At 44.0% G+C, this 23,921-nt stretch carries 22 protein-coding genes; 5 read left to right on the top strand and 17 right to left on the bottom strand.

Annotation, left to right across the window (positions count from 1 at the left end; translation table 11 throughout):
- Positions 1-22 precede the first annotated feature (22 nt).
- The 16 genes from EO124_RS09010 to EO124_RS08940 all read right to left on the bottom strand — a co-directional run bounded on the left by EO124_RS09010 (position 23) and on the right by EO124_RS08940 (position 16,717).
- Positions 23-2,095: a TonB-dependent receptor plug domain-containing protein gene (locus EO124_RS09010; protein WP_127059253.1), complete on the bottom strand. Its 2,073-nt coding sequence runs from the start codon at positions 2,093-2,095 to the stop codon at positions 23-25.
- A 338-nt stretch (positions 2,096-2,433) separates the two neighbouring features.
- Complete coding sequence (locus EO124_RS09005) at positions 2,434-2,949, bottom strand: flavodoxin family protein (protein WP_127059252.1); 516 nt, start codon at positions 2,947-2,949, stop codon at positions 2,434-2,436.
- A gap of 41 nt (positions 2,950-2,990) precedes the next feature.
- Entirely contained in the window at positions 2,991-3,782 is a 792-nt protein-coding gene (locus tag EO124_RS09000) for an ABC transporter ATP-binding protein (protein WP_127059251.1), read from the bottom strand.
- Entirely contained in the window at positions 3,779-4,873 is a 1,095-nt protein-coding gene (locus EO124_RS08995) for a FecCD family ABC transporter permease (RefSeq protein WP_206512562.1), read from the bottom strand. The genes EO124_RS09000 and EO124_RS08995 overlap by 4 nt, the downstream gene beginning before the upstream one ends.
- Positions 4,860-5,828 (bottom strand): ABC transporter substrate-binding protein, encoded by a 969-nt coding sequence (locus tag EO124_RS08990; RefSeq protein WP_127059250.1) that lies wholly within the window; start codon positions 5,826-5,828, stop codon positions 4,860-4,862. The genes EO124_RS08995 and EO124_RS08990 overlap by 14 nt, the downstream gene beginning before the upstream one ends.
- Positions 5,825-7,462: a heme anaerobic degradation radical SAM methyltransferase ChuW/HutW gene (hutW, locus tag EO124_RS08985; protein ID WP_241230698.1), complete on the bottom strand. Its 1,638-nt coding sequence runs from the start codon at positions 7,460-7,462 to the stop codon at positions 5,825-5,827. Before hutW ends, EO124_RS08990 begins: the two co-directional genes overlap by 4 nt.
- Before the next feature lie 99 nt (positions 7,463-7,561).
- Positions 7,562-7,963: an ExbD/TolR family protein gene (locus EO124_RS08980; RefSeq protein WP_127059249.1), complete on the bottom strand. Its 402-nt coding sequence runs from the start codon at positions 7,961-7,963 to the stop codon at positions 7,562-7,564.
- 4 nt (positions 7,964-7,967) lie between these two features.
- Positions 7,968-8,582 carry a MotA/TolQ/ExbB proton channel family protein gene (locus EO124_RS08975; protein ID WP_021841312.1) on the bottom strand — a complete coding sequence of 205 codons (615 nt, stop codon included), beginning with the start codon at positions 8,580-8,582 and terminating at the stop codon, positions 7,968-7,970.
- Between the two features lie 254 nt (positions 8,583-8,836).
- Positions 8,837-9,448: a helix-turn-helix transcriptional regulator gene (locus EO124_RS08970; RefSeq protein WP_164726605.1), complete on the bottom strand. Its 612-nt coding sequence runs from the start codon at positions 9,446-9,448 to the stop codon at positions 8,837-8,839.
- Entirely contained in the window at positions 9,406-9,810 is a 405-nt protein-coding gene (locus tag EO124_RS10230; protein WP_164726604.1) for a hypothetical protein, read from the bottom strand. The genes EO124_RS08970 and EO124_RS10230 overlap by 43 nt, the downstream gene beginning before the upstream one ends.
- Before the next feature lie 186 nt (positions 9,811-9,996).
- On the bottom strand, positions 9,997-10,758 hold the full coding sequence (locus EO124_RS08965) for an energy transducer TonB (RefSeq protein ID WP_127059247.1): 762 nt from the start codon (positions 10,756-10,758) through the stop codon (positions 9,997-9,999).
- Positions 10,759-11,038: 280 nt separating this feature from the next.
- Positions 11,039-12,490 (bottom strand): hypothetical protein, encoded by a 1,452-nt coding sequence (locus tag EO124_RS08960; protein WP_127059246.1) that lies wholly within the window; start codon positions 12,488-12,490, stop codon positions 11,039-11,041.
- 17 nt (positions 12,491-12,507) lie between these two features.
- Positions 12,508-13,452 (bottom strand): DNA-binding protein WhiA, encoded by a 945-nt coding sequence (gene whiA, locus EO124_RS08955; RefSeq protein WP_021841316.1) that lies wholly within the window; start codon positions 13,450-13,452, stop codon positions 12,508-12,510.
- A 141-nt stretch (positions 13,453-13,593) separates the two neighbouring features.
- Positions 13,594-14,943: a gluconeogenesis factor YvcK family protein gene (locus EO124_RS08950; RefSeq protein ID WP_206512561.1), complete on the bottom strand. Its 1,350-nt coding sequence runs from the start codon at positions 14,941-14,943 to the stop codon at positions 13,594-13,596.
- Positions 14,944-14,977: 34 nt separating this feature from the next.
- Complete coding sequence (rapZ, locus tag EO124_RS08945; RefSeq protein ID WP_021841318.1) at positions 14,978-15,901, bottom strand: RNase adapter RapZ; 924 nt, start codon at positions 15,899-15,901, stop codon at positions 14,978-14,980.
- Positions 15,902-15,916: 15 nt separating this feature from the next.
- Positions 15,917-16,717 (bottom strand): Cof-type HAD-IIB family hydrolase, encoded by an 801-nt coding sequence (locus EO124_RS08940; RefSeq protein WP_127059245.1) that lies wholly within the window; start codon positions 16,715-16,717, stop codon positions 15,917-15,919.
- A gap of 254 nt (positions 16,718-16,971) precedes the next feature.
- Between EO124_RS08940 and EO124_RS08935 the strand changes: the two genes are divergently transcribed.
- The 5 genes from EO124_RS08935 to EO124_RS10450 all read left to right on the top strand — a co-directional run bounded on the left by EO124_RS08935 (position 16,972) and on the right by EO124_RS10450 (position 22,558).
- A complete protein-coding gene (locus EO124_RS08935; RefSeq protein ID WP_127059244.1) occupies positions 16,972-18,306 on the top strand; it encodes a recombinase family protein in 1,335 nt (444 codons plus the stop codon).
- Between the two features lie 114 nt (positions 18,307-18,420).
- Positions 18,421-19,773, top strand: a complete 1,353-nt coding sequence (locus tag EO124_RS08930) for a putative porin (protein ID WP_127059243.1) — start codon at positions 18,421-18,423, stop codon at positions 19,771-19,773.
- Between the two features lie 425 nt (positions 19,774-20,198).
- Positions 20,199-21,500 carry an S-layer homology domain-containing protein gene (locus EO124_RS08925; protein WP_127059242.1) on the top strand — a complete coding sequence of 434 codons (1,302 nt, stop codon included), beginning with the start codon at positions 20,199-20,201 and terminating at the stop codon, positions 21,498-21,500.
- Positions 21,501-21,721: 221 nt separating this feature from the next.
- Positions 21,722-22,348, top strand: coding sequence for a hypothetical protein (locus tag EO124_RS08920; protein ID WP_127059241.1), 627 nt, complete (start codon positions 21,722-21,724; stop codon positions 22,346-22,348).
- 159 nt (positions 22,349-22,507) lie between these two features.
- Positions 22,508-22,558 (top strand): putative holin-like toxin, encoded by a 51-nt coding sequence (locus tag EO124_RS10450; RefSeq protein WP_369076505.1) that lies wholly within the window; start codon positions 22,508-22,510, stop codon positions 22,556-22,558.
- 258 nt (positions 22,559-22,816) lie between these two features.
- Here the strand turns inward: EO124_RS10450 and EO124_RS10225 are convergent.
- On the bottom strand, positions 22,817-23,921 hold a 1,105-nt coding region (locus tag EO124_RS10225; RefSeq protein ID WP_164726602.1), incomplete at its 5' end, for a putative porin.

Below are 23,921 nucleotides of genomic sequence, written 5' to 3'. Positions count from 1 at the left end.
TTTGGCAAAAATTTCTGAACTCTTAGAACTTAATTTCCGCCCCTACGCGCCATACGCGACCGTACATGTTGAGGTCTTCCACATCTTTATCAAGGATGTTGTTCACCGCTACGAAGGCCGAGAAGTTTTCATTAAAGTTACGCGTTACCGCTGCGTTCAATGTATTGAAGGAATAGAGATCATAGCTGGTGCTGCTGCGACCGCTCGCATTGTACGCATAGTCATGGGTGAAGCTGTTCCAAAGAACTGCATTGTAGCCTGTCTTCTTGTGATCATCGTATACGAGTTGTACCGTCGTAATGGATTTTGCACGGTTTAACAAACGAGTATCAGTGGTTTTATCTTTAGCATCGATATAGTTGTAGGTGCCTTTTAAGGTCAAACGATCGCTCAATTTATGGCCTACCGTCAATTCCACGCCATTAATCTGTGCCTTATTTACGTTCACATACTGCGCATGGTAAACGCCGGTAGCCGCATCACGCCACTGATTGTAGTTGATTAAGTTGGATACCTTATTATTGTAGTACGTGATTTTACCGAAGGAATTACCGCGTTCGCCTTCCAAGGAGAAGTCAAAGTTGGTGGATTTTTCTGGTTGCAAATCCGGGTTCCCCACTACGTTTACCATGATTGGGCCCGGACTATGCCACATATCCATGTAGAGTTCGGACACGGTCGGCGCTTTATAACCCTTACCGTAGTTGGCTTTGAAACGAAGGTTATCCTTAATGCTGTAGTTTAAGCCGATATGTGGCGACACATTGGAACCGAAGGAGCTGTTGTGCTCATAACGAACCGATGGCTGGAGCATGAGTTTATCCGTTACCTGCCAAGTATCTTCCACAAAACCGGAGTAGGAGTTAACTGTATGAGCATCCTGGGTTTTCACACCATTGGAATCGGCTTGGCCGCCCAAACGGGTACCTGCATAGTATACCTTGCGATATTCACCGCCGAAGGTCAACGTATGTTGGTCATTGAGGAACATGGTGTTCTGCGCATCCGTTACCCATGTGTAATATTTCGCGCGGTCATAATCGGAGCTTGGATACATACGCTCCATCATGGTTTGCGCCACTTTACTGAAGCGGCCCAAGAAGGAGAAGTCCACATTATTGCTCATGTCATAATCTTTTTTCAGCTGATTGTAGTACGTGCGCACTTGGTATTCGTTTTTAGCGGTCGCCCCGGTATAGGTAGCACTCAAGCCGTAGCCCGTGTTGTTGTAATGCTCCACCTTGTCTTTTTGCTGGTCATAGGTCATGCCACGGCTGATGCCCTGCACATCGGCCAGCTCGGTGCGAAGTTTTTCTTTAAAATAATTCGCATCCAAACGAAGTTTATTCTTGTTGGCGTTTTCAAAATCATAAGTAGCGCTGATGTCAAAATTCTGACGATTGCCGAACATGTAGCGGTTGTAACCTTCACTGCCCACTTTAGTGGCAGACGCTTCCGTTACGGTCAAAATATTCTGAGGACGCACTTTGGTAAACTGAGCGCCGGTTGTCAAATTCCAACGGCCCTGCTTGCCGGAATCATAGCGATAATAATTGTTCTGCTGTCTGGTACCCGTATTAACACCAACCGTTACACCTTCTTTATCCGGAATCTTCGTAATGATGTTAATAACACCGCCCATAGCATCGGAACCGTATAAAGAGCTGGTGGCGCCGCGTACGATTTCCACCCGTTCCACCGTATCAAGGCTCATACGACCGAGTGTGTACACATTCGCCGTGCTGTCCGTATCTTCACCGGCAATACGCTTACCGTCTACCAAAATGAGGGTATGTTTCGTATCCATACCGCGGAGCATTACCTGATTGCCCGTCATAGCCGATTCGGCGAGGCTCACATTATCCGCCAACTGCAAGGCGGATACCAAATCGGTAGCACCCATGCGTTTCATATCTTCAGCCGTAACTACTTCTACCGCCTGCGGTGCCGCTTTCACAGTTTCCGCTGTCTTGGACGCCGTAACGACTACCAAATCCGTTTCTAAATCAGCGGCTTGCACACCATATACGGGTGCCAATAACACAGCTAAGGTCATAGCACGCAACACAAGTTCTTTGGATTTTACTCTTTTCATCTCTAAACACCTCTACACATCACATAATAAAAACACAAATTAACACAGTTCACAATTGCACATTACAAATCCCTAATTATATCTAGAACTTACCATTATACTTTTTGAAAAAATCTATGTATAAAAAATGACATAATAAAAGGACCTGTCTACACCATAATGACTACAGCGGCCAAGCCCCTCTCACCGCGGAAGCTTAGGGGTCTTTAATCCGTCTATCGCATATGTGTTTAGCTAGGTCCTTACCTATTATGTCAATTTATTACACTCAATATGTTATATGTATTAATCAAACTGTTATGGCTTGAATGTTACCTGCATGTTGCCGATGTATTCTCTTAGCCTAATTTGGCCAAAACGTCTTTAGCGAATGCCGCTGCATTAGCCAAGTCGTTAGCATCCGGATGCGAGGCCGCCTGTTTATGGCGTTCTTCACGTTCCGGATTGCGTCCGTGCGGATGACCGTCCGGGAAGATTTTGAACATCATCTCGATGACTTTCGGATCTACTTTGCCTTGGCACATGAAGGTTCCGATTGGTTCCTGTCCTTTTGGCAAAAGACCGGTAGCGGCTACCATGGTTTCTTTCGCATGCGGCATCATCGGCGGTACACCTAAAGTAGCAAAGAGCGCTACTTTTTCATTGTCGATGCGTTTTAAAACAGCCTGCGCCGCTTTATCCGCATTGCCCTGGTCAGCCCAGAAGCCCATGAAAACCAAGTCGTATTGGCTCAAATCAGCGGGTGCTTCGTTTACGGGCATACAAGGCGTACCTTCCGGTAACACACCTACGATTGCTTCCGCTACTTGTTTCGTATTCCCTGTGCGGGACGAGTAAATAACAATGCTGTTCATCTATATCTCCTTTCAACGTTTCCGTTTTGAAAATTCTAAAGCTACCGACTTTCATAAGGCACGCAAATGTTGTGCGTCACGCCGTTAATCTTAAGTTCGGTAAAAACCATCTGTACTTCATACAAATCGCTGAGCACCGGTTCTGTGAAAATATCAGCCACCGGACCGTCCGCCACGATGTTACCTTTTTTCACCGCAATCAAGCGGTCACTGAAATGCGCCGCATGGTTCAAATCGTGAAGCACCATGATAACCGTAATACCCCTGGTGCGATGGAGTTTCACGACCAATTTCATGAGCTCCAATTGGTAACGCACATCGAGGAAGGTGGTCGGTTCATCCAAGAGCAGAATGTCCGGCTCCTGCGCTACAGCCATGACGAGCCAAGCACGTTGCCGCTCACCGCCGGATAAATCTTTCAAAGGACGGTGCTGCAGTTCCACAAGGCCCGTTTCTTCCAGCGCTGTTTGTACCGCCGCCACATCTTCCGTGGTGAGCGAACTGAAAGGATTCTGATACGGCAAACGACCGCACATGACCAAATCCCGCACCGTCATATCTGCCGGTGCCTGCGCCGATTGGGGCAACATGGAAATAATACGGGCTACCGCTTTCGAATTCATGCCGTGAATATCTTTACCGTCAAGATAGACGGTACCGCCCAACGGCTGTAATAAACGGCCCAAGGTTTTTAATACTGTCGACTTACCGGAACCATTCGGCCCGATAATGGACACGATTTCAGGTTTGTCAAAAACGAGCGAAACGTTTTCACCCACAGCCCGCGTATCGTAACCGATACGTCCGTTTTTCATAACTAACGATCTTGTCATGCGCGGCTCCTCCATTTCAATAAGTATAAGAAGAACGGTGCACCCAAGAAGGATAAGAAAATCCCTACGGGAATTTCAGCAGGGCTGAAAATAGTGCGGGCAAACGTATCGGCACCGACCAATAAGCCGGCCCCAAATACAGCCGATGCAGGCAATAAGTACTCAAAATCAGAACCCACTACGAGGCGCATCAAATGGGGTACAATTAAGCCTACAAAGCCGAGTAAACCGGCCACACTTACGGACGCGGCCGCTAAAATCGCCGCCAAAAGCACTAAAATAATACGCGTTTTTTTCAAATTAATGCCCAGTGACAAGGCCACTTCTTCGCCCATTTGCAATGCATTGAGTTTGCGATAGTTCCAAAGAGCCCCTACCAAACCGATAATGCTGTATGGCAAGACAATCCACACATAGGTCCAACGGGCACCGGCAAAACCGCCGGCCAACCAGTTAACTACGCCCTGAATTCTATCCGGGAACATAACGGATAAGGCCGTCGTACCGCCACCGAAAAAGGCCGCCACGGCCACCCCGGCTAAGATAAGTCGCAAGGGATTAATGCCTCGGTCCCAAGCGAGAATAAATACAACCGCTAAGGCTACCAAAGCACCTACAAAAGCGGCTAACGGCACCCACGCCGTCAAGGCCGGCGCCAAAATCATAACCGCCATGGCCGCCACACCGGCACCGGCGGTCACGCCGATAATCCCAGGGTCCGCCAACGGATTATGCAATACACCTTGCAAAATACAGCCCGCCAAGGCTAAATTCATGCCTACCAAGGCGGCGGCAATCACGCGCGGCAAGCGCAAATAATATAGGATACGCTCGGTATCTGCCGTTCCCTGCCCCTGCATCACGGCTAAGAGTTCCTGCCAAGTAATAGGCACGGCGCCATACATAAAACCGGTAATAACCACAAATACTAAGAATAGGCCGGCTATAAGATATGTCAGGCGGCGTTTACGTTGCCGCGAATCATGGTACGTCTGATTTTGTTTCGAATGCACTGCCGTTTGCCCGTTTAGTGCTCGCTCTTCAGTTTTTATTGGTGTTGATGAGCCGGCTGGCGCGTTACGGTTCGTCATGGGCCGCCTCCTTTCCGTATAAATCATCATACATAATTGTGAGCGCCTCACTGATGCGCGTGCCCGGGTTAGCCGCAAACAAGCCACCGGACAAGTAATAAATTCGCTGTGTTTTAACAGCGCTTACATCAGCCCAGGCAGAGCTCTCAAGCATCTCACGTTTAAATACATTAACGCTGTCCGATTTAGGCGACATGCTGATAAAAAAGATAACTTCCGGATCGGTTTTCACCACATATTCCATGCTGAGCGGCACATAATCGCCGTCCAGGTCTGTCGCCATATCGGCTATATTATGCCCTCCCAGAAGCTCTAATAAATTGCCGCTGAAAGCTTTACTTGTGGCCATGCTGAAACTGCCGGGCGCACCGAAAATAATAAGGCTGCGCGGCCCTTTTTGTTTTTTAGCATCATCAACAAGTTTATTATAATTCGCCATCGCTTTGTCAGCCGTTGCTTTCGCAACATCCGGCTGGTTGGTGAGTTCACCGAAAAAGGTCAGCGTCGTCACCACATCGTCATAGGTGTCTAAATCATTAATGTATAACGGAATATCCGCCTGTGCCAGAATATCCCGTAAATTCGTATTAAACGGTACATTTATACCGATAACAAGGTCCGGATGAAGCCCGATAATGGCCTCCACGCTGGGACTGTGAAGGGTGCCCACGGCGGGCACATCCTTCGTCTTTTCCCTTATTTCTTTAGAAATATACGAGGAGGTAGGCTTACCGACTACAGTGCCGCCAACGGCATAATACATGTCTAAGTTGGCGGAGTTCAAAATAACGACGCGCTTCGGATGCTGTGGAATCACTACCTCGGTACCGGTCGCATCCGTTACCGTGCGCATCGGAATCTGCGAGTTGTCCTCATGAGTCAGGGAAATCCAACTTGTCAGCGCTATGACGCACAAGACTACGATGGTCACCGGAATCAATAAGTATCGTTTCAACCGGACACCTCATTTCCTTTGGCACCACGAACCACATGAATGCCCGGCGGTTGCTCCTTAATCATGCTGCCCATGTGACCCTTTATCATCCCTTCCGGTTCGGTCATGGCATGTGCTGATTTCTTAGCAATACTTGCCGGATGTCCTTTAGGGATTCCCCCCGAATGGCCTTTAGGCATGCCACCGGGATGGCCTTTTGGTACGCCACCGGGATGACCGGCCGGCTTACCCGGAGCATTTTGGGCCGCAATGCGTTCGTGGGACATGCTCGATTCACCGGTCAGTAAATACTGAGCCAACTCAATCGTTGTTTGTGTCAAATTCACATGCCAGAATTCACCGGCCAAGGTTAATTTATACATAATTCCGTTATATTCAACGAGGCCTCGTTCACGCCACAAATCATAGAGCCAAGTAAGCTCGGCCAAACGTTCATCGTAGGCCACTAACGGTTTCAAATCAAAGTAGCAATGCTCCAATTGATCAACGATGATATTCGCCACTTCCTGTAACGGTGATTGCTTCATAAGTACCATGAACGGTTTTTGACCCGCTTCTACCATGTGCTCATAAGCACCCAACGAACGATGGAGCATCGTCATATAGCCCCCTACATTACCGCCGGCGCCGCAGCCGAACGGAAACATAGGATAGCCCCGTTTAGCCATGGTGTTATATAAACTGCGTTCACGGGAGGAACGGCTCCAATGGGCGGCACTGAGGCGACGATAATTATACGAATCAACAAATGCACGCGCTTGGGCGAACATGGCCGCCTGTTCACGGGTTGTCGCCGCCGGCGATACTTTGCCGTTCTTGATAGCTGTATTCAAATCACTGTTTTCAAACACATTGAGCTGATACAAATCCATCCCGTCGATTGGCGCCGCTTCCAGCATCTCCAAATCTTCCTGCCATTTTTCAGGCGTCTGATCCGGCAAGCCGTAGATTAAGTCGACCACCAAGGAACATTGATTGTACTCTTTTAACTGGTGCAATCGCTCTAAGATGGTCTCTTGGTCATCAAGGCGGCCCAATTGGCGACGAATCTTCGTGTGAAAAGACTGTACGCCCAGCGACATTCGATTCACGCCGTTGGCGAACCAGGCCTCCATTTTCTCCGGCACCACATCATTGATGCGCCCTTCCAAGGTTAATTCGTAATCATTGGCTAACGGCAAACATTTTTTAATAGTCTGCAATAAACGAGCTGCATTGGTTGCCGATAACGACGTCGGCGTACCCCCGCCGATAAACACGGTCTGAATTAAACCGTCTTTTAAGCGACGCTGCGTGGCATCACTTTCTAAATCCTGAATCAATAAATCTATATAACGGTCCTCAGCGGACTGATTGGCCGCGTTTTGAAAAAATCCGCAGTACAAGCACTTCGTCTGGCAAAACGGAATGTGAATATACGCCGATTGCAATTGCCCTTTAACCGGCTCCGTTGCCATGACCTGCTGCCATGTTTGTTGCGCTTCTTCAGGGCTTAAAGGACGACCGTTGAGACCGGCATGAACGACGCGCTTCGCATCAAAGGCCTCCATCAACGGATTATCTGTAGCCCGCCCCAATTGCATCAATCGCTCTTCGGGGGACATCTTCGCAAATAACTCTTCCGGTTTCATCATATACAAATCCTTTCCATAACTTTGAGATGCTATGCCTTCACAGCTCTATTTGCAAAACTTATGCCGACTTTAATACGTTTTTCACGGCACGAATTCGGCTTATTTATTGGTAGCACCGATGGAGAATTTTTTAATTCCCGCACTGCGCACCAGGTCCATAATGGCTACTACTTGACCGTGAGCCGAATGAGCATCGGCCTGAAGTACTACGGCCACTGCCGGATTGGCTTCCTGCTTAGTCACCAGTACCTCTTTGGCATCGGTCAAACTGAGCGGCTTACCGTCGACTACGATATGCCCCGCCGTATCCAAGGTAATAATAACCGGCACATGCTTTTGTTGCACCGCCGCCTGAGCTACAGGGAGTTGCACATCCAACGACTTTTGCGCCACCGTTTGCAAGCTGTTCATCATAAAAAATACGAGTAAAAAGAAAATAATATCAATCATGGGAATAATCATGAACATGGGCTTTTGTTTCAATCCAAATTGCTTGAACATAGTATCACCATTCCTTTTTCATGGCATTGACCATGGTTAAACACAATTCCTCGGAACGAATCACAAACTGATCCAAGCGATGACTGAAATAGGTATAAATGGCAAAGGCGATAATAGCTACGCAAAGACCTGTAGCCGTCGCAATCAAGGCTTCCCCGATACCGCCCGTAATGGCCGCCGCACCACCGCCATTATCGAGGACACCGAAAGTACCGATCATGCCGGTAACCGTCCCCAACAGGCCCAATAACGGAGCCACCGTAACGATGGCACTTAAATAATCCAAATACCGTTTGAAGGACGACGTTTCAAACGTCATTTGCTCCATAAAGGCATTTTTCATACTTTGCTCCGATTCTCGATTACTGCAACCGGCATGCACGACGCGACTGATAGACAAGGGATACTGTTGACAAAGCTCGTCGATTTCACGCCAATTGCCGGCTTTGGCACTGTGATACACGCCGTGTGAAAAACCGCGACCGCCTTTCGTATTCAATCTGAAAAAATACCAACGCTCTATCCCGATAGCCACGGTTATTAGCGATAATGCCAATAAAGGGTACATAACCAAACCACCGGTGACAAATAAATTAACGATATAGTTTATACCTTCCATTATAATGGCCTCCTTAAGCCCTAGCAAGCGAATTCAACTGACTATACCAATTCGCTATACATTAAATGATAACAAATCTTAATTTCAGTAAACTACCCCAAAACGCCCAAACCAATCCGTTTGGACATTTAATCTACTCATTTATATGACTAATTCAGTAAATATTGGAAATAAATTTAACACATTAAGTGAATCAATTTAAAATCGCAGGTCTACTAATTAACCGATAAATCGATACATTTATTGCACTTACCTTAATTGAGCATTTTATTTTTTACCCGATATTCCCTCGGATTACAGCCCATAATTTGCTTAAAAGCAGAAGAAAATTTGCTGCCGTTTTCATAACCCCAACGATTAGCTATCTCCAAAATCGTGTCATTGGTATTCACCAAGTCTTTAGCGGCAAAGTTCATACGACAACGCTTCACATATTGGTAAATCGTAATGCCGTACACCCCTTTAAAACAACGTTTTAAAGCTGTCATGGAAATACGATGACGATTCGCCAAGGCTTCAATGGTGTGATGATTACCGAGGTCGTTATAAATTTCATCATGAATCCGCTTAATCGTTTCCACTTGGGCACGCTCGAAATAGATATGCTCATCCCCCGACTCGCACGTCAATGTACCAAGCAATACAAAAATCTCCACACATTTCACGCGCAAATACACTTCCGGCAGTACATCCGGCACATTATACAGATCCATAAAGAGCTCTTTTAAACGGCCTGTATCCTTCACCAGCCCCACTCCGTTAGCCGTGCAGAAACGATTGCACACTTCTTCAAGGTCAATGCTGTTTTTGCCCACAAAGGCATCTACCGCCGCCTGCGCTTTCGGTACGTATACGGCGAGGGACAAGCCTTTGTAAAAACCGGTAGGAAAATACGAGCTGTGACGAAAGGTGCTGCATGTTTTCCAGCCCAACGAAATATCGCGCCATTCATATACAGGCATTTGCCGTTTTCAAAAGAGCATTCAATGCGCCCGTCCTGGCAAAAATGAATTTCAAACAAACCGGACATGGGCTTGGCATTATGAGTAATTCGCTCCATCACGACATCGTTATAGACGATGTCGATACCGTTAAATACGGGCTGACTAATCATGCGGGCATACCCGTTTTCATCCTTGCGCTCATATACTTTACGATTGTGCAAAATCTCGAGCAAACGCGTGCCGGAATCCTGCATTTTATCCCTAATCGATTCTACTAACTGCATATTTCCTCCAAAATGCAAAAAGACCTTTCTGTCAGTACAAGCTGTATACCTACTTTGAGGTTATACAAAATCTGTACTTACAGAAAGGTCTTTACTCTAAATATCAATTAATTACTTTAGTATTCTTCATCTAAACTAAATGGATTCTTAATTCTATTCTTGAGAATTAATCTTAAATAAATTATGTTAGTTTGTCAAGCGAAAACTAATCGGCACATTCACCGTGACACTTTCACCGGTCGGGTTGTTATATGGCGTGGCATTATACACTGCCTTCAACGCCGCATCGGCAAGCAACGAATTAGTTGACGATATTACATCCGCCGCTACTAAATTCCCTCCGCTGTCCAAAGTGACCTGTACCGTCACATCGCCTTCAATATTACGCCTTACAGCCATGGGCGGATACGATTTATTGGCATTGACGGCACTCCAAAAACCATCCATATCAAAAGGCTCACCGGGAGCTACGCCTTCTTCTGTGCCATTCCCGACACCGGCACCTTCACCATTACCAAGGCCTTCGCCAACGGGACCACCCGCTTCATTTGCCCCTTGACCGATACCGTTAAACGATGTAGCGGTACCTTCGTGAGCCCCCGGTATCGCCAATGTACCACTGCCGGGCGCTACTACCGATGCCGGTGCCACCGCTTGCGGTGTTTCCGACGGTGTCCCGCCGCCATAACCGCCGGCTGCCGGATTCGTAGTTTGACTCACCGCGGCTACACGCTGACTCACATCCTCTACGGCTAAGGGTTTGGGAAACTCTACTTGTTTCGCTATTGTCTCTTCCTGCGCCACAGGAATCGATAAATCAATTTCATACGCCTCTGATGCCGCCATCTGGCTCATGTGATAGCCGATAACGCCTAAAGCGACAGCAGCTATTAAATGAAAACCAAGCGAGCCGATGACGGCTTTACGCCATACAAATACCTGTTCCATAATTACCACCTTATACGATAAATCCTAAGTCTAATCCTATCTAAATCAAAATTTAGATCAATTTTTACCTTTAGGAATTATGAGAATATTACTCAATAAGTTAATAATAACAGGGACATGTTGAGAGTTCTGCTCCAAAAAGACATTTAATTTTCAATTTATGGGTAAACTTGCGGTATAAAGCAAAAAGTGAGAGCGAAATACATCGCTCTCACTTGAATTAATTTATTCTACTTTGCAACTAGGCCACTATTCAGCGCAATCTTAACTTTGCCTGTAATTATGCCTGTGGCACCAATAAAAATTGAATCGGCAAATTAGACGCTCCGGCGGGAATAAATTGAATCGTCAATAATTTACCCGCTTTATAAGTGTTGAAATACTGGCTGTCTTCCGTTGTATTATTACCTAAAAATAAGCGTGCTCCCGTCGGTACATTATAAATTTCCGATTGGCCGTCATACGTTACCTTAAAGGAACCGGCATAGGCTCCGCCCAAAGGGTTGATGTAAAGGGCAAAAGCTCGATTGCCCATAGTGGGAATCGTCACTTCATAGCTCACACCGTAATTACCGCGGTTCGTTACGGCCGTACCGCTTGCAGCCGCACTTGGTGTCAATTCATCAACGCCCTCAACAAAAGGATCTTCACGATCATTGGCCACCATAACAGACACAGGTCCCAAGGAACCGTCAAATGGTTGCATCAAAGTCAAACGACGCTGCGCTCCCACATAGGTACCGCGCAAGGCCACTTCATCCATAGGCAAAGTTTCCGCCATTAAAGAACCGCCCAAAGCCGGTGTTTCAAAGGGCAACATCATAACTTTTACGTACACCGGACCGGTAGACGTAAAGTCAAAAATCCCGGAGAACAAGTCATCCTGCGGAATCGGGATTTTATCGAGTTTTGAAAAGAACGCTTGTTTGCCGCCCGGCGCCAACGTCACCGTATCAAGCACGGTAGGTTTTAATTTAGCCTCAGCCTGAGCCTGCTGACGAACTTCTTTACGCCAAGCCTTAACCGCCTGTTCACGCTGTTTGCCCACTACGTCATCGCCTACTTTGACAGCCTCATCGTCACTTCTTTGGTCGGCTACGGCCATCTTCTCAATCGTGCCGCTCGTATTGGCCGCAGCAATATTAGCTGTCGCTGTATTGGCCAAGGCTGTATCGGTCGTTGATTTATTAGTCGTGGCGGTATCGGCAATTTGTTCAATCGTATCCTTCTTTGCGGTTACTGACGGCACCGGTACACCGGCTGCCTTTGCCGAACGTTCCCGTTGAGCGGCCGGTTGCCATTGACGATTCGTGCCCACGTATGGCGCATCCAAATCTTCCCGTGACAATTCACTGCCCACTACAAAATATTCACGATTCGGTTCTGCAAAAATCTCACGGTGAACCGTCACTTCTACATTCTTTTTGGATGTATTTTCCAGTACAATGGCAATTTTTTGAGGTTCTTTCATTTCATTAACATGATAGAAATACACACGCCCCGTGCCGTTAACCGTACCGGCTGCCAATACACCGCTTTTATTTACATATTCAGGACTGTCAGAAAAAATCAATGTGTCTTTTTCTTCCGTCAAAACTACGGGCAACGGCGTGAAAGTTGTAGTTTGGAAGTTCACCGTTTCCGGCGGTGCCCCGATTACAAAGCCTACGCCCCGTGTCCATAACGCGACTAAGATGGCTAACCATCTATATTTATTGCGTAATACTTTCACTGAATTATTCCTCTTTCCTACATAAATTCTTCGAGCCCCATAGGCTCATAAGACAGTGCTAATTGTTCCAATTTACGAAAGCGATGACCTACGCCGGATTTAGAAATATGGCCGCCCAAAAGATCAACTAATTCCCCTAAACTGGCGTCCGGATTATCTAAGCGCACCATCGCCACTTCCAATAACTTCGGCGGCAAATCGCTAAGCTCTTGGTGTCGCTCGATGATACGAATACTCTCGAGCTGACGCACGGCGGCATTCACCGTCTTTTGCAAATTCGCCGTTTCACAATTAACCTGCCGATTAATCTGATTGCGCACAGTTTTGACAACGCGCACCGTTTCAAATTCCATAAGGGCTGACTGAGCCCCCATAATTTGCAAACAATCTGTTACAGCATCGCCTTCTTTAATATACACCACATAGGAATCTTTACGCTCGGTTACACGCGCCACGATATGAAAGAGTCGCAGTACGCGCACAATTTCATCGGCAAAATGCTGATTACTCGTCATAAACTCCAAATGGTAATCACTTTCCGGTTTATTGACGGAACCGCCCCCTAAAAAGGCACCGCGCAAAAAAGCACGACGCCCTTCCATCGTTGTCAACCACTCTGCCGGCAGTGCTGTATCCATGGGCCATAACGCCATATCTTCTAAAGCCTCACGTCCTTCTACGGTAGGCTCTACGGTTAAGGTATACACATTCTTTTTGCGTAAATTTAAACCGCGTCGAATGAGGACGGACGTATGCAACGCATAATGAGCGCGCAAAATAGACAATACGCGGCGCGCTACCGCGTTATTCGCCGTCGCCAAGCGAATGCCTACACGGCCCTGACTGCCCAATAATAATGAACCACCCATGCGTAATAAACAAGAGGCTTCTACTTTGGCAGACAAACTGTCTTCATTTTTGTACTGACACAGCTCGTTTTTTACATCTTCTGCAAACGACATAGGTGCCTCCCTTCTCTTCTCTCAAAACTGCCGGTAAAGTGGCAGCAGGCGTATGCCTTATTTAATACAAAATCTAACTAAAATCGCAGTAACCGCATCAGCCGCACTAATTACATCAATATCTTCAAGAGTTGTAGGTGATTAACGGTCTTCCCGTTTTAAATAGTATTCTAGAATATGCGGCTCTAAACCGGACTGCATAGCGTAAATTACATCCATTACTATCTTGCCGAGGCGCTCAGGATCATGAACAGCCGTTTCCGGATGCTGAATCAAGCCGGCACGCACCGTGCGCACCCCAAGCCCTGCCAATTTATCCGTATCCACCTTCACCGGTTCGGCGCCTACTGCTTTATACTTCTCGATAACCGCTTCGTCAAACGGCACATCATTGACAATAGCTGTATCGACAATGCCTTGACCGGCCAAACGTTGCAAGGCCGCCACATGATCGGCCGCTGTATAACCGTCCGTCTCACCCGGCTGAGTCATAACATTACAAATATAAATTTTGGGTGCATTGGAAGCCTTAATATGCTCTGCAATTTTATCAATCAAAAGGTTTGGCATAATACTTGTATATAAGCTACCCGGTCCCAAAATAATCGCATCCGCTTCATCAATAGCTTGCAAAGCAGCTCCTTGCGGTTGCGGTAAAGCAGGTTCTGTGAAAACTCGTTTAATGCGTTTTTGCACGGTCGGAATCTGACTTTCACCGGCCACAATGGAACCATCTTCCATCTCTGCCATGAGCACAATGTTCTGCGTGGATGCCGGAATAACACGACCGCGCACCTTCAAAATCTTACTGGATGCGTCAAGCGCCTTATCCACATCTTCATCAAGAATCTGTGTCAACGCGGTTAAGAATAAGTTACCGAAACTGTGACCGGCCAAGTCGCCTTCACCACCGAAACGATAGCGGAAAAGCTGTTCCATAAGGCCTTCTTTTTCCGCCAAGGCTACTAAGCAGTTACGCAAATCGCCCGGCGCAATCATCTGGAAGTCTTCACGCAAACGACCGGACGAACCGCCGTCATCGGCTACCGTTACGATAGCCGTCAAATTGGATGTGTGCGTTTTTAAACCACGCAATAAGGTAGATAAACCGGTACCACCGCCGATAACAACGACTTTCGGCCCTTTAGCCATGCGGATATTTTGGAAAATATAATCCCCCACTTTATCCGTATCGGCCGGAATGATAGCACGCACCACCGCGCTACCTACTTGCTTAGTGCCGATTGTCATGAGTACGATACCTACCAAAATGGTGATAAAACCGCCGGTCGCCAATGTTGTATAGTTGTACGAACCGGTCGTTTCATATAAAAATTGTAAAAATAAATCTTCAAAATATGACAGCCATTGATAATTAAGCATCAAGGCCACACCGATGATTACGAGCAGCATACCAAGACCAAACACAACCAGCCATCGTTTTAATTTAAGACCTGGCGTGAGCCACCGGAATCCTGACATATGTATCATTTGAATTCTCCTATCTAGCGATAACCCTGCCGAATTATTTGATTTCGGCCGCCGTTACCTCGCGAGGATTACAATCCTCTTCAACATTATTTTTAAACATATCCCGATGCTCAATTGTTGCCCGATAGCCTAATGTCTGTACATGATTATACAACGCTTCCGCCATAGCTACACTGCGGTGCATACCACCGGTGCAACCTACAGCCACTACGAACTGACTCTTACCTTCTTTTTCATAATTAGGCAATAAGAAGTCCATAGTTGAAAACATGGTACTCAAAAATTGTTCCGTCACCTCGAAGGAATTAATGTATTCATTAACCTGCGGTACACGGCCCGTTTTATGACGAAATTCCGGATTGTAATACGGATTTGGTAAAAAACGAACGTCCCATACCATATCCGCATCAAGAGGAATGCCGTATTTAAAGCCGAAACTTACTACCGACACGGCAATGCCCTGTTTCTTTTCTTCCAATTGTGAAAACTTCTGACGCAAGTACGCCTTTAACTGGCTCGTTTTCATGTTCGTCGTGTCGATAATATAATCGACAAACGGACGGATAGAGTCAAGAATCTTGCGTTCTTTTTTAAGACCTACCGTAATGCGGCCGTCCGGCGCCAACGGATGACTGCGACGGCTTTCTTTGTAACGTCGAATCAGCGTTTCGTCAGTAGCATCCATGAACACGATTTCATAAGGAACCTGCATTTCTTTGAGCGATGCCAACGCGTCGGATAAGCTTTCGAAAAACTGGCCGCCGCGAATATCCACCACCAGCGCCACTTGATTAATACGGTCACTGGCTTGGCGGCACAAATTACTAAACTTCGGAATTAAAACGGGCGGCAAATTATCTACACAAAAGAATCCCATATCTTCCAGGGCTTGCATTACCTGTGTTTTGCCTGCACCGGACATACCTGTCACAATGAGTAATCTGAACGTACCTTCCACAATAGGTCTCCCTTCCTATAAAATATGCTCCTCGAGCCAGTGCGCTACGCCGTCCTCTTCATTAGACGGACATATTTCGTGAGCCACCGCTTTTACATTATCATCTGCATTGGCCACAGCCACCGCCGTGCCGGCGTATTCCAGCATGGAAATATCGTTTTGCGAATTACCGAACGCCACTACCTGCTCCGGTTTCAGCCCTAATTCTTCAACCATATGAGCCAAGGTGCTGCCCTTCGTGCAATTCATGCTGTTAATCTCCAAGAAATTCGGCTTGCTACGCACAATTTCTACTTTGTCCGCAAAATCTTTATTTAAACTTGCTTCAATATGCAGAATCTTTTGCGGCTCCGCAATAAACAATAACTTATTCGGCCCTTTCGGTGCAGTGTACACCGCATCACCGATATATACCGGCTTGGCACCGACACCTTTTTCATACATGCGGGACTCTTCCGTTTCATGATGAACGAGCAATTCATCATCAATATAAGACTGCACATACCAATCATTAGTTTTAGCCAATTGCAAAATCTCATTAGCCACCGACACATCTACCGTTTGTTCAAATAACTTTTCACCTGATTCGATGCGCTGCACCAACCCGCCGGAGAAAAGAATCATCGGCAAATCGCCGATATCCATGGCGAGACCGACCGGTCGTGCCGTCTGGTACATGCGGCCTGTGGCAATCACGATGTGAATGCCCTTCGCTTCGATTTCTTTCAAAATGCGTCGTGTATAGTCTGAAATTGTATTATCTTCTCTAACTAATGTATCATCTAAATCAATTGCCAATAAACGTATATCTGCCATAGATACCTCACAATCCGATTTGAATTTTCGTTTATAACCCCGGATTTCTAATTTAAGGGGCTATTATTAAGTATACCATATTTGCTGAAGTTATTCGACTTTTATCAATCTCCAATATAAGTTATGTTACGATGAAGTCAAGCCATATACTTTTATTTTTTTAAACTATATGACTCTTTAGATTCATCATTCTACTTTAATTTTGAAAGGAGGAATTGCTATTGGATTGATTCAGATACCAATAGTGACTATGTATGAATGGCAAACGTTCAGCACTCTATATCAGAGTTTCTCATGAAGAACAAGCCATGAACGGCTACTCCCTGCAAGCTCAAGAAAACAGGCTGCGGCAATACGCCTTAGAGCATAATTACCAAATCGTAGACTGTTATCGTGACGAAGGCATCTCGGCACGCAGTCGCCCCGGTCGTCGTAAAGAGTTTGCCCGTATGTTACAAGATGTTCAGGCCGGTCGAATCGACTGTATCTTATTTATTAAGCTGGATCAATGGTTTCGTAATGTTTCCGATTTTTACACTTATCAGGCTATTTTAGATAAATATAATGTAGTCTGGGAAACAACGGAGGAAGATTACAATACGAATACGGCACAAGGTCGTCTCTACCTTAACATTAAGCTGTCCATTGCTCAAAATGAATCAGACACTACTTCGGAGCGAATCAATTTCGTATTTGCCGATAAAATTAAACGCGGTGAAGTCATTTCCGGGAAGCTTCCATTAGGCTACTCAATTCAAAATAAGCATATCGTACCTGATGAAAAAGCGTCTATTATCCGAGACATTTTCAATTATTATTTAAAAACTAAATCAATTCGACAGACCATGATTTATTTAGCTGAAAAACATGGTATCGTTCGTGCCTATCCTACCATTACCAAACTATTACGTAATGAAAAGTATACGGGCCGTTTTTATGGAATTGATTATTATGCCCCTCCCATTATTTCTCAAGATACCTTTTCGGCCGTTCAACAGGCGTTAAAAAGACCACGCCATCATGGAGCATCCTACCCAGCCAAGGAATTAAGCGAACCACATCTTTTTAAAGGACTGCTTCGATGCCCCTCATGTCACCACCGTTTAGTCGGTATGCGACGACGGTATAAAGATAGAGTTTATGTGTACTATCAATGCCCTCAAGCCATTAATCACTCCGATATTTGTGCCAATAAAGCGTTATATAAAGAACCTCAAATAGAAGGTGCACTATTGGTGGCTATTCCCCGACTTATTAAAACGTCTGCCCCTTATCTTTCTTCATCGATATTACAACTATATTTACAGTGCCATAAGGATTATCAGAAATGGTCACTTGTCGGTAAATATCAGTATTGGCATTTTTTACTGAAATCCGTACTACTCCCTGCTATATCGTCTCGAAGTTCGAATTTGTTAAATCCTACAGCAACACAGAAATTAAATGCAAAACTACTTTCAGCAGTATTAAAAGATTCTACTTTAAATGATTATAAAAACAACAAAATATTAACAGAAACAAACTATGTAATACCTATTGAAAATGTACAACTCAATGAAAAATATGCTTTAAAATTCAGTAACACCTAAAATTAAATATGGCAAGAGTTTTAAAACACTAAGATAAATTTTTTCAACTTTAAATTGAAAATTCACTACTTGTTTCACGGTTTTACATAAATTGTACCCTAAGGGGTAATTACAATGAAAAAACGTTTTGCAGCCGTATTTGCAGCAACTGCTGTACTTGGCGTAACTACTGCATTCGCAGCTAACCCATTCTCCGATGTAACTCCTAACGATTGGGCCTACCAGAGCGTATCTCAATTAGCAGCAGCTGGTGTAATCAACGGTTACCCAGATGGCACTTTCAAAGGCCAGAACAACATCACTCGTTACGAAATGGCTCAGATGGTAGCTAAAGCTATGGCTAACGAAGCTCGTGCTAACGCTGAACAACAAGCTATGATCAACCGTTTGGCTGATGAATTCGCTAGCGAATTGAACAACTTGGGCGTTCGTGTTGCTACTTTGGAAAACAAAGTTGGTAACGTAAAAGTAACCGGTGACGCTCGTCTTCGTTACCAGGGTTCCGATAAAAAAGGTTCCTTCTACAATGAAGATCGTACAAACAGCAACAATAAACGTTCTATGTTTGACTACCGTGCACGTGTTCAGTTCAATGCTAATGTAGCTGACAACACTTCTGCAGTTGTTCGTATTGTAACAACTGGTGAAGACAATGGTTTTGACGGTGTTGAATTCGGTGATGCAACCGGTACTACCGTTAAATTTGACAACATGTATGTTGCTCACAAATTCGGTAAAGATACTACTGCTGTAATCGGTCGTTTCGACAACACTATCGGTAACGGTTTAGTATACGACGATCCATTCGATGGTGCTGCTATCACTTATGACAATGGCAACTTCGCATTGACTGGTGGTTACGGTTCCTTCATTAGCGGTAGCTTATTCAGCAAATATGATGCTGATAATCATATTGTTAACGATACTACTGGCTTACCAACTGGTTTTGACGGTGACATCACTAGCAAAAATGCTGACAACAACTATAAAGTAGCTCTTGCACAGGTTAAAGGTAACTTGGGTGAACATGCAACTATCGGCGGTTTCTATGCTTGGGGCTTAGATAACTTAGATAACGATATCTATGGCGGTTCCTTAGATCTTCAATTCAACAAATTGTGGATCGGTGGCGAATATGCTACTTGGGACAAAAATTGGAATACTGGCGTAAACAACGACGGTAAAGATGCTTGGGTAGCCGGTGTTGGCGTAGGTAACTACGACATTGAAAACGAAGGTACTTGGGGCGTTAAAGTTCAGTACTTCGACCAGGCTAAACATTCCCCAGTAATCAGCTCTACTTGGAATCAACCTGTAAACTCCGATTACAAAGCTTGGATGGCTACTGTTGATTACGCTTTGGCTAAAAACGTTGGCTTGTCCGCTTACTGGGCATTCAACGCTGAAAACCAAGACGGCGCTGACTTATCAGATTACTACCGTGCAGAATTGAACTACCAGTTCTAATCTGACTAATAACCAATAATTACTATAATATAGTAGTTTCGGATATAAAAAAGACAACTTCTTCGGAAGTTGTCTTTTTTTGTTGTCGTAAACATCAACAAAAATCAATATAGGGATAAACGATGATAAATAAAGGGCTTGTAAGGTGTGGGTTTGATGAAGTTGAATCCTTTCTAAGAAGACAGATGCATAACCTATGCGAAATAATCATAACAAAACCCTTTGATTTTTGATTCGAGTGTGGTATTATGTCCGTAGATTGGTAGTCATGACAGCTTCATGATTGACAGAAAATGTAATTAAGTGTGAGGAAACATGGACACTCCATTGTACATTACATGAGTATAGAAACATGAAGAATGAAATGAGATGCCATCTGCTATTTTATTTCTTTTTTCTGTTTTTTACCGAAAGGGGTAATTACAATGAAAAAACGTTTTGCAGCCGTATTTGCAGCAACTGCTGTACTTGGCGTAACTACTGCATTCGCAGCTAACCCATTCTCCGATGTAACTCCTAACGATTGGGCATACCAGAGCGTATCTCAATTGGCAGCAGCTGGTGTAATCAACGGTTACCCAGATGGTACTTTCAAAGGCCAGAACAACATCACTCGTTACGAAATGGCTCAGATGGTAGCTAAAGCTATGGCTAACGAAGCTCGTGCTAACGCTGAACAACAAGCTATGATCAACCGTTTGGCTGATGAATTCGCTAGCGAATTAAACAACTTGGGCGTTCGTGTTGCTACTTTGGAAAACAAAGTTGGTAACGTAAAAGTTACCGGTGACGTTCGTCTTCGTTACCAAGGCTTTGAAAAGAAAGGTCAAATTGACGAAGATAATGCCAATAAAAAATCTAAATTTGATTATCGTGGTCGTGTTCAATTCAATGCCAATGTAAATGAAAATACTTCTGCTGTAGTTCGTATTTCTTCTGGTACTAACGAATTTGGCTCTGCAGGTGGCACAGATGTTCAAGCTGACCGTATCTATGTAGCGCATAAATTTGGTCAAGATACTACAGGTGTAATTGGCCGCTTTGGTGCATTTGTTGGCGGTGGTTTAGTTTACGATGATACTTTCGATGGTGCTGCCTTAGCCTATGATAATGGTAACTTTGCAGCTACTGCTGCTCATGGTTATTTCGTAGCTGGTGGTTTAGACTTGGCGTCCTTTGATGGCTATACAGTGGATGGAGAAGAAGCAGATCATCCATTTGAAGATTTGTCCTCAATTTCTAGCGACAATAACTTCTCTGTAACTTTACTCCAAGCTCAAGGTAAATTGGGTGAAAATGCTACTTTAGGCGGGTTCTACGCTTTTGGCAATAAAAATTTAGATAATGATATCTATGGCGGTTTCGTTGATTTACAGTTCAAAAACGTTTGGATCGGCGGCGAATATGCTACATTTAAAGATGAATTCACTAAGAATGTTGACCATGATGCATGGGTAGCTGGCGTAGGTTTTGGTAACTACGACATTAAAGAAGCCGGTTCTTGGGATATTAAGGTTCAATACTTTGATTTAGCTAAAGATTCTCCAGTAATTAGCTCTACTTGGAATCAACAAGAAAATGCAGACTTTAAAGGTTGGTTAGCAACTGTTGATTATGCATTAGCTAAAAATGTTGGCTTATCCGCTTACTATGGCTTTAATGCAGAAGACCAAGACGGTAACGAAGTAAGCGATTACTATCGTGCAGAATTAAACTACAAATTCTAATTGGTTGTAAAACAGAATTAATAAGTAGTAAAAATAAGACAACCACTTCCTTCGGGAAGTGGTTGTTTTTGTTTGCCATTTTAAGGAAATTGGGCCTAAACTTTATTATAAAAATCTATAAATATGAAGGATTTTGAAAAGTTATATCGAATTAATTATTATGGTATTTTCACTTTTTAGGTAAGAGGAGGTTTATTTATGAAGAGATTTTTTCACTGTTAATGATGGGGATTTTTGTTTTAGTTGGGGCTGTGTTTACAACAAATGCCTATGATGTGACCACTTATTCTAATACAGGGAGTAAAGAAAGAATAATGCCGCTTGTTTATGTAGGCAATGCGGGAGTGAGTAATGAGGCTGAAGCCAGAGAAATTTTATACAAAGCAATTGTTCGTGAACTATCTAAACACAAAAATATATCACCTGTTAATATGGCTGAAAGCCAAAGTGTATTTGAAGAATACTTATTGGAAAACGATTTGAATCCTAATGATACTGCTTTGGGTCGTGGTTATGTTCCTAAGAAAAAAGAATTAAATGAGATGGCACAGCAAACCAATTCCGATTATGTATTATTGATTAATGCGAGAATCACCGATTCGAAAGTAAAAACTGCTTGGCTTGGTTTTTCACCGGTAAAATTTGAAGTAACCGTATTGTATACAGTCCTTATTTACTCCGTTAAAGAAGATAAATATGTGTACAATGAGAAATATATTGTTAAAGAAAATGCTGCCGGTACTAGTAGTACCGAGCGTGCTTTCAAAAAAGCTTGCATCAAATTTGCCGATAGAGAATTTACACTTGATCAGATGACGTTAACTAAAGCGGCTATGCAAAATAATTAATGACTCTGTTATTTGATAAATCTTGGGATTGATTAAAAACTAATGAAATCAAAAATAGCACTATGAATTTGAGATGATTATTTCTCAAATTCATAGCGCTATAATAATACTCAGAGCTATTAACGTGAGTTACGTTCATCACCGAAAGGTAGTGATACTATGACTGTATACGAAGCTATATTATTAATGATTGGTTTTGCTATCTTATAGTGCTAATTATTTCATTAAAGAAATACACCTAACGCCCAGAAGTATTGCCTCACTTCATAAGTTAGGTGTATCCGTTCATACACTTTAGATGAGCCTAACGCCTACACACGTTAATAGCTCTCTTTGTGTTTTTAGTATATCATATTTGACCATATCGTCAAGTTATGAGCAATATGGAATGTAAAGATAATCAAAAACAACCACCTCCAAAGGAAGTGGTTGTTTTTGTGTTACGAGATAATTCTATTTCGGGTACAATTAGAATTTGTAGTTTAATTCTGCACGATAGTAATCGCTTACTTTTTTGCTTCCATCACCATCGATGTCTTGTTGTTGTTTACCATCAAATGCATAGTATGCAGATAAGCCTACATTATCAGCTAATGCATAATCAACTGTTGCCATCCAGCCTTTATAATTGCTGTTAACAGGTTGATTCCATGTAGAACTGATTACAGGAGATAATGCACCTTGGTCAAAGTATTGAACTTTGATATCCCAAGTACCGGCTTTTTTAATATCATAGTCGCCATAACCAACACCAGCAACCCAAGCATCTTTATCTAATTTACTGCCGTTATACTTAAGTTCAGTTCGAGTTCCGTCAACTTTGAAATCATCTTTGAATGTAGCATATTCGCCACCAATCCAGAATTTGCCAAAATTAAGGTCTAAAGATGCACCATAAATATCGTTATCTAAACTAACATCGCCAATGCCATCAATTTCTAAAACGCCTGTACGATTTGTTAATGCATAGAAAGCACCAATTGTAGCGTTTTCACCTAATTTAGCTTTAGCTTGTAATAAAGTTACAGAAGTATTAGTATCGGCATTTAATTCATCTACATCAAAACCACGGCTGTAATCACTGTCGTCGAATACACTACCATCAAACAAAGTGCCAGCTACAAAGTAACCGTGAGCTGCTGTAGCACTGAAGTTACCATTGTCATAAGTAACTGCCGCACCATCAAAAGCGTCATCATAAATTAAACCGTTACCAACAACTACGCCAAAACGACCGGCTACAGCTGTAGTATCTTCGCCAAATTTATGCGCTACATACATACGATCAAATTTAGCTCCGCTACTTGTGGCGTTACCAAATTCAGTAGTACCGGTAGATAGACGGATTACAGCAGATGTGTTTTCATTTACATTGGCATTGAATTGAACACGACCACGATAGTCAAATTTAGATTGTTTATTAGGACGCTCTTTAGTACCTAAATAATAACGACCTTTCTTTTCAAAGCCTTCGTATTTCAAACGAACATCACCGGTAACTTTTACGTTACCAACTTTGTTTTCCAAAGTAGCAACACGAACGCCCAAGTTGTTCAATTCGCTAGCGAATTCA

The organism is Veillonella ratti, from assembly GCF_003992115.1.
GTDB classification, from domain to species: Bacteria; Bacillota; Negativicutes; order Veillonellales; family Veillonellaceae; genus Veillonella_A; species Veillonella_A ratti.
This window is presented reverse-complemented; position numbering and strand designations above follow the sequence as displayed.